Source organism: Deltaproteobacteria bacterium, from assembly GCA_015233135.1.
In the GTDB taxonomy this organism is placed as follows: Bacteria; UBA10199; UBA10199; order JADFYH01; family JADFYH01; genus JADFYH01.
On sequence record JADFYH010000053.1, the window covers coordinates 1 to 7,871 of the forward strand.

At 45.2% G+C, this 7,871-nt stretch carries 5 protein-coding genes; 3 read left to right on the top strand and 2 right to left on the bottom strand.

Translation table 11 applies throughout. From position 1 onward, the window contains the following. Nucleotides 1–156 precede the first annotated feature (156 nt). On the bottom strand, nt 157–1,512 hold the full coding sequence (locus HQM15_11810; protein MBF0493447.1) for an ATP-binding protein: 1,356 nt from the start codon (nt 1,510–1,512) through the stop codon (nt 157–159). A 306-nt stretch (nt 1,513–1,818) separates the two neighbouring features. Between HQM15_11810 and HQM15_11815 the strand changes: the two genes are divergently transcribed. Further along, nucleotides 1,819–1,995: a hypothetical protein gene (locus HQM15_11815; GenBank protein ID MBF0493448.1), complete on the top strand. Its 177-nt coding sequence runs from the start codon at nt 1,819–1,821 to the stop codon at nt 1,993–1,995. Between the two features lie 8 nt (nt 1,996–2,003). On the opposite strand, the gene HQM15_11820 is transcribed toward HQM15_11815, so the two are convergent. Further along, a complete protein-coding gene (locus HQM15_11820) occupies nt 2,004–2,738 on the bottom strand; it encodes a hypothetical protein (protein MBF0493449.1) in 735 nt (244 codons plus the stop codon). A 547-nt stretch (nt 2,739–3,285) separates the two neighbouring features. Here HQM15_11820 and HQM15_11825 point away from each other — a divergent pair. Both HQM15_11825 and HQM15_11830 read left to right on the top strand, forming a co-directional pair. Continuing rightward, nucleotides 3,286–6,513: a vitamin B12-dependent ribonucleotide reductase gene (locus HQM15_11825; protein MBF0493450.1), complete on the top strand. Its 3,228-nt coding sequence runs from the start codon at nt 3,286–3,288 to the stop codon at nt 6,511–6,513. Nucleotides 6,514–6,802: 289 nt separating this feature from the next. Beyond that, complete coding sequence (locus HQM15_11830) at nt 6,803–7,606, top strand: SDR family NAD(P)-dependent oxidoreductase (GenBank protein MBF0493451.1); 804 nt, start codon at nt 6,803–6,805, stop codon at nt 7,604–7,606. The last annotated feature ends 265 nt before the right edge of the window (nt 7,607–7,871 follow it).

Consider the following 7,871-nt stretch of genomic DNA (forward strand, 5'->3'; position numbering starts at 1 on the left):
AAACAACACCCCAAACAAGAAGTGATTGACTTTAGAAAAGAAGAAGGCAAAGGGAAAAAAATAGAAATCAAGAAACTTCTCGCCTTATCAAAAAAAACTACCCCCAGTAATTAAATGCATCTTTTTACCAACCCTATTATGCGTTTGTCCCAGAAATTAGCTGAAAAACCAATCGGGTATAAAAAATATTTTTTCTTGTTTATCGTAGTGAAAATCTCCTGGATAAATGACCAGAGAGTATAAAATTTGCTTTTTCTTTTCATTCAAAGTTGTCGCAAAAATTTTTAGGCCTTTCAGATCGCTGCCATCCACTTTTGACATCCCCTTTATTTCAATGGGTAAAATATTTCCACGGTAAGAGAGTATCAGGTCTACTTCTGCGGGCGAATGTCCCGATTGACGCCAATAAAAAAAATGCAGGGGCACGGGCAGCAGCGTGGCCTGCTTTTTAAATTCAGAGAGGATAAGATTTTCGTAGAGATGACCCATTTCACCCGAAGCCCTGAGAATGTCGAGGGGCTTGAGATCTGCGAAATAATAGGCAAGTCCGTTATCAATAAAGTAGTTTTTTTCAGATTTGGTTATTTGTTTAAAGATGGATTCTGAATAAGAAGAAAGGCGATAAGCCAGCAAACTTTCGTCCAGTAAATTCAGATATTCTTTTACGGTTTGACGATGAATTCCCAAGGTGCTCGCAATGTTGGAATAGTTGATCAGATCTCCCAGTTTCCCTCCCATCAGTCGCGTGAGTTTTCGGTAGTCGTTGAGTGAGCCAATGCGTTCTGTCGCGCGCATGTCTTTTTCAATATAGGTATCAATATAATCTCTTAAATAAAGGAGCCTGTTTTCTTCATCCTTAAGATGCAAGCGACCTGGCAAAAGCCCCCACAAACACCATTCTTCCATTTTGCGAGCAAAAGATTGTTTAATGAATCTTTTATCCGATTCAATTTTTCGACCCATTTTTTCGGAGAATTTTCCTTCCAGCAAATTCTCTAACCATTCTTGAACTTGAGAATCAGGGCCCTCATCCTTTTTTAAATCTTCCAGACGAGAGGCTTCTTCAAAGGTGAAAGGCTGCATGTAAAAATAGCGAATTCTACCTGCCAGGCTTTCAGCGCTATGTTTTTTGATGAGTAAAGAAGAAGAGCCCGAAATAATTATTTTTAATTTGGGATGAAACTGGTCATAGAGCTGCTTCAAAATTTCAAACGATTCGGGAAGTTTTTGCACTTCATCAATATAAAGAGTGAGTTTTTTCTGAAGTTTTGAAAGAGGAGCTTTTATTTTTTGTTCGAGTTGTTCTTGTATCCAGGATTCTTGCAGTAAGACCTTCTGGCGCACTTCACCGGAATCAAAATTCAGAAACAGTGTATCCTCTTTTACAAGCAGTCGCTCAAGAAGAGTAGATTTTCCCACCTGTCTGGGCCCAATGAGGGCTGTGATGAATTTTTCGTTTAAACTTTTTTTAATTTGAGCGGTGTTTTGGCGCTCTATTATTTTGTCGATCATGATAGACAAAATATGTCAAAAATTGTCGATTGTAAACTGTCAAATTATGAAGGATGGAACAATATTGGACACAGCGGCAGAGTTTCCAGGCTTGGGACTAGGTCTTCCACCATTCCATGGTTTTGGAATTCGCTGTAGCACCGGAGAGAAGTTCGAGATTAGCTTCGAAAGTGCTGAGGTAGATTTCGGGTTTTGTCATAAATAAAAAAATTAAATTAGATAAATGTTAAAAATATTTGTCAATCGACACCATATCCTCTATTTCACGACTTCATTTTTGTTCGATCAATTACAAAGGAGCTTTCTATGGCCATCGCCGAAGAATCTGAATACAAAGGAAATCCCATGATTGTTTTGAAAAATAGCGAAGAGGATAAATATCCTTTTCAGTTTGGGATTAAAAAAGCCAAACTGGTTTTAGAGCATATTGAGGATGTGAAAAAGTTTGTCCAGAAACATGATAAGTCTGAGCAAAAAGAATAAGCAGTGGATTAGGGCGGGATCCCCGGAAACGCTCGATTCAGCTCCCGAATAGTCGTCATCACTCCCAAGCGATGATCGACTCCCCAATGAGGCACCGCCGCTTTTCCGCGATAAATAGGCATGGCCTGGTGCTCTTCATCCCAGGCATTCATCACATAAGGGGATTTTTCTGGGCTGCCGTAGATAGGCCCATTGTAGCGAAAGATGGCCTGTCTTAAATTTTCCCCATCCATTTGTTCGGCCCTAAGAGGATCTACCGCCTTCAGCCCATAGTGAGCATTTTCTACTTGGGTCTTGGTCTGTAAAATATTTCCGGCCGTGATTGCGTCCTGAAGCAAATTTCCGGAAATCTTGCTTTTATAAATTCCGTCAAATTGAAAGGGATTATGCTTGGTGCCCGCCGCCTGGCTGAGATTTGTTTCCCGCAGATGAATAGCCGCTAACACGCGCCAATTCACATCGGTTTTTTGCTCGGCTTGTTTGTAGGCTGGATAATTTTTCTGGATGAGATCCAGGTCTTTCGATTGAAGCAATCCCTGATAATCTAAATTTCTAAAGGTATTCCCCATTAGGCCTTGAAGTTTTTGGGGAACACATTGTTCTACCCCAGCAAGGGGACTCAGCCTTTTTGAAGGGGAGGACGAAAGCTGCTCATTGACCTGAGTACGAGACACGATTTGAGCAACGGCATTGGAATGAACTCGTTCATTATGCTCACGAGTATAGCGATTTATGCTGGTCATTTTCTTTCCTTTCTTTGGAAGGCATAGCCAAGCTTTGCAAGGAGGAAGCCAGAAAGGAAAAAAGACCCAAAAAAGCACAAAATGCCCGTCAATTAAGCACTTTGTAGAATCACTTCTTTTTTTAAAAATAAAAAATTGTTCTAATATCGACCCATGTTAGCTTTGCCAGCGTTTGAATTTCAAACACAGTTGTGGATAAAATGGGGATGAGTTGTGAAAAAAATTTTTTTACTTTTTTTAATCCTTCTTTTTCGCAGGCCAAGTCCCCAACTTAATCACTTTCTCATCCAATTTTTGAAGGCCACTAGCGCAACTTTTATGAATCTGAACAAAAAATGAGCAGATCAAAAAATGCCTAACAAAGCATTTCCTTGTTAAAAATTAATTTTGACTTTTCTACATCTGGTAGTTTAGTCTCCAAAAGTACACAATATCTTGTAGTTTTAACGCAAGTAAGGGGTTTCAAACCAAACAATTTAATGTTATTTCGAAAAAGGGCAGGGGCCTTTTGAGGGGTTTTCTTTTGCCTAAAAATGGGGAGAATTCTATGGCTGTAAAAAGTTCTGAACTCAAAGCAAAAATTGAAAAACGCAGGGCTGCGCTTCATCCAGATTCTCGTCCAGGAGCACGAGTAAGAGGCCTTAAGATCTCGCGCTATTTTACCTTCAAGGGAAAAAATCCACTGAACCAAGTCTCTTATCGCCAATGGTCTTCCTTGATCACCGATCCTGATGGCTCTGTGGTATTTAAAATGGATAATATCGAGGCCCCAGCCGATTGGAGCCAGCTGGCCGTCGATATTCTAGTGAAAAGCTATTTCCGTAAGGCCGGGGTCCCTGGGACGGGCGCTGAAAACTCGGCTAAACAAGTGGTGCATCGCTTGGCCCATACCATTCGCAAGGCCGGTGAAAAATTGGGAGGCTATTTTAGCTCCTCCGAAGATGCCCAGAGTTTTGAAGATGAACTCAAATACCTTCTCATTACCCAACGCGGCGCCTTCAACTCCCCTGTATGGTTCAATTGTGGTCTTTTTCAAGAATACAACATTGAAGGTTCGGGGGGCAATTTTTATTGGGATCCTCACAGCGACACCTTTCGCGAAACCAAAAATTCTTACGAACACCCCCAATGCTCGGCCTGCTTCATTCAAAAGGTAAATGACGACCTCATGAGTATTTTTGAACTGGCCAAAAACGAAGCGAAGCTCTTTAAATTTGGCTCTGGCACCGGCAGCAATTTTTCGGCCATTCGTGGCAGACAAGAGAAACTTTCGGGAGGAGGCACTTCTTCGGGCCTCATGAGTTTTCTCGAAGTGCTAGACCGTGGCGCGGGCGCCACCAAATCGGGCGGAACCACGCGCAGGGCAGCAAAAATGGTGGTACTGGATATGGATCATCCCGAGATTGTCGATTTCATCAATTGGAAACTGAGGGAAGAAAAGAAAGTAGCCGTCCTCATTGCTGCGGGCTATTCATCGGATTTCAATGGCGAGGCCTATCACACCATTGCCGGGCAGAATTCCAACAACTCCGTCCGGGTCACCGACGAATTCATGAAGGCGGTGCTTGAAAAAGGGGTCTGGCAAACCAAGTTCCGCACTACTGGGCAGGTGTGTGATACCTACAAGGCCCGCGATTTGTATGACCAGATCTGCTTCGCTGCCTGGGCCTGCGCCGACCCCGGAGTTCAATTCGACAGCACCATCAACCGTTGGCACACCTGCAAAACCACGGGCCGGATTAATGCGTCAAATCCCTGTTCTGAATTTATGTTTCTGGACGACTCCGCCTGCAACCTGGCCTCCATCAATCTCACCAAATTTTTGAAAGAAGAGGGAAACTTCGACGTGGAAGGCTACCGTCATGCCATTAAAACCTTCTTTATGGCCCAGGAGATTTTGATCGATTTTTCCAGCTATCCCACGATGGGCATCGCCAAAAACTCACATGATTATAGGCCCTTGGGCTTAGGTTATGCCAACTTGGGTTCTATGCTGATGCAACTGGGAATTCCTTATGATTCGGCCCAAGGTCGTGCTTATGCAGCGGGGCTCACCGGTATTCTATGTGGACATGCCTACAAGGTTTCAGCCGAGATGGCGCGCGAAAAAGGGGCCTTTGTGGGTTATGCCAAAAATCGCGAATCGATGTTGGGCGTGATCAAAATGCATCGAGAGGCCTCTTATAAAATTGATCCCTCCTGCCCCTCTGCCGTACTTCAGGCCGCTCAGGAAGATTGGGACATGGCCCTCAATTTGGGAGAAAAATTCGGCTACCGAAATGCCCAATCCACGGTGCTGGCCCCTACCGGAACCATTGGTTTGCTGATGGATTGCGATACCACCGGTGTGGAACCCGATTTTGCCCTGGTGAAATTTAAAAAATTGGCCGGAGGGGGTTATTTCAAGATCATCAACCAGTCGATTCCTCCCGCACTCAAACACCTGGGTTACAGCCCCATGCAAATTGCCGACATCGTGGCTTATGTGCGCGGAACTTCTTCGCTCAAGGGAGCGCCGCACATCAACGAAGAAAGTTTAAAGGCCAAGGGATTTTCCGAAGACGATTTGAAGATTATCGAAAACAAACTCGAGACCGTGTTTGAACTGTCTCAGGCCTTCAACTACTTTACCCTGGGCGGCACTACCCTGGAACGCCTGGGTTTGATGAAGAGTGATTTTGAGACCGCAGGTTTCAATTTACTGAAGGCCCTTGGATTTAGTGAAAAAGAAATCAACGAGGCCTCTGTCGTCATTTGTGGCCGCATGACCATCGAAGGCGCCCCGCATTTAAAGGCCGAACACCTGCCTGTGTTTGATTGTGCCAACAAATGTGGAAAACTGGGACAGCGCTTCCTGGCCGCCATGAGCCACATTCGCATGATGGCTGCCGTGCAACCCTTTATTTCGGGTGCAATCAGCAAAACGGTGAATTTGCCCCACGAGGCCACGGTGCAAGAAATTGAAGAAATTTATATGCAAGGCTGGAAGCTAGGCTTGAAGGCCATTGCCCTCTATCGTGACGGTTGCAAGATGTCTCAACCCCTTTCGAGTGGGACCAAAAATGCCAAGAAAAAGGAAGAGGAAAAGACCGAAGCAGTCGCGCCTCAGACCCCTGTGGTACAAGATCAGCTGTCGGAACCCAAGCGCAAACGCCTGCCCGTGAAACGCCGCGGACTCACCCAAGAGGCGCGCGTAGGCGGACACAAGGTGTATCTGCGCACCGGCGAATATGAAGACGGAAACCTGGGAGAGATCTTCATCGACATGCACAAGGAAGGCGCGTCCTTTAGAAGCATGATGAACTGCTTTGCCATCTCTATTTCCCTCGGCTTGCAATACGGCGTGCCTCTGAAAGAATTCGTCGATTGCTTCACCTTCACCCGCTTTGAACCTCAAGGCGTGGTGGATCATCCCAATGTAAAATTTGCGACCTCGGTAATCGACTATGTGTTTCGGGTTTTAGGCATGGAGTACATGGGCCGCACGGATTTTGTGCAAGTGAAACCGGCGGATGGTGAATTGTTGCACAATGCCATCCTGGAACAACAAATGAAAAATCGTGAAGTAGAGGCCCCGTCAAAGGCGGTTGTCGCAAAGGCCAGTGAGTTTCAAAAAGTGGAAAGCCAAACCACCCACAGCGGCTCTGCGCTCAGCGATCAACTTTCTACGATGATGGGAGATGCCCCATTCTGCGATGGTTGCGGACACATCACGGTGAGAAATGGGGCTTGCTATAAATGCCTCAATTGTGGAAACTCGATGGGTTGTTCGTGAAATCTCCTCCTCTTAGAGACTTAGAAAATATAGAAATACCGTTTACAATCACAGTACCCAAAATCCCCATAGTGGGATGCTCATTTATTAGTTCACGCGATTCCTGTAGGGGCGATCCCTCTGTGGTCGCCCGCAATTTGGCATTTCAATTGAGTTCAATGTGCATCCGTGTGCGGGCGGGCACAGAGGCACCGCCCCTACGAAAACGAGGAAACATCAGAATTGCATCCAGTGATGGTACAGTTAATTTTTCGATATCCCTTAAGATTGAGAGGAGGAAGAGAAAAACTTGGAAACACAAAAATTTCAAAACACAAAAATCCTCATCACCGGCGCTTCCATGGGCATAGGCCGTGAGCTGGCGCTGGCCTTTGCGGAAGAAGGGGCCCAGTGTATTCTGGTGGCGAGGTCGGCGGATAAGCTGGAGCAGGTGGCTAAGGAAATCAAAGCCGTGCGGGCCCCGGAGGCCCTGGTTTTGGAAGCCGATGTCTGCAGGGCTGAAGATCAAAAGAAAATTTTGGAAGCGGTCTCCAAGAAATTTGAGCATCTGGATATTCTCATCCACAATGCCGGCAAGGGGGTTTACAGTTTCATCGAACATCTTCCTGTAGAAGAAGCGCGGACTTTGATGGAACTCAATTTCTTTGCGCCCTTGATTTTGACGCAGCTCTTTTTACCGCTTCTGAAAAAATCCCAATCCTCCAAAAAACAGATTATTCATATTTCATCCATTGCCGGACGCCTCAGCATCCCCAAGATGGGCATTTATTCGGCCTCCAAATTTGCCTTGAATGCCTTGGGCGACGCCCTACGCATTGAACTCAAAAAGGAGAAGATCCATGTCCTCAGCGTGTATCCGGGAGTGACCGACACCCCTTTTTCAACCCATGCCAGTTCCATTGACGGCCGGCCGGAATCCTTCGCCACTCCCGGTCAGGGCATGAGCGCTGCGCTAGTCGCCAAAAAAATACTGAATGCCGCCTGCAGGAAAAAAAGGGACGAATTCATCTCTTTTCAAAACCGCTTACTGGCTTCTATTCACCATCATTTTCCAAAATTTACCGATTGGATGCTGAGGAAGTTCGTCCAATAAAACAGTGCTCCTCGGAAATCCCCTCTCCACTTGAGGGAGAGGGTTAGGGAGAGGGGTCAAGTTTAAATGGTCAGCAAATTGAGTAAGTATTTGGAATCAAATAAAAAATGCCGCAGTGCAGCAGCATTTTTTTTTAATAGATGCATTTAATTACTGGGGGTAGTTTTTTTTGATAAGGCGAGAAGTTTCTTGATTTCTATTTTTTTCCCTTTGCCTTCTTCTTTTCTAAAGTCAATCGCTTCTTGTTTAAAAATATTATTTTGAA

Excerpts from the sequence above, each read along its gene's own strand:
- HQM15_11825 (MBF0493450.1), top strand. The coding sequence starts at position 3,286 with ATGGCTGTAAAAAGTTCTGAACTCAAAGCAAAAATTGAAAAACGCAGG.
- HQM15_11810 (MBF0493447.1), bottom strand. The coding sequence starts at position 1,512 with ATGATCGACAAAATAATAGAGCGCCAAAACACCGCTCAAATTAAAAAA.
- HQM15_11820 (MBF0493449.1), bottom strand. The coding sequence starts at position 2,738 with ATGACCAGCATAAATCGCTATACTCGTGAGCATAATGAACGAGTTCAT.
- HQM15_11815 (MBF0493448.1), top strand. The coding sequence starts at position 1,819 with ATGGCCATCGCCGAAGAATCTGAATACAAAGGAAATCCCATGATTGTT.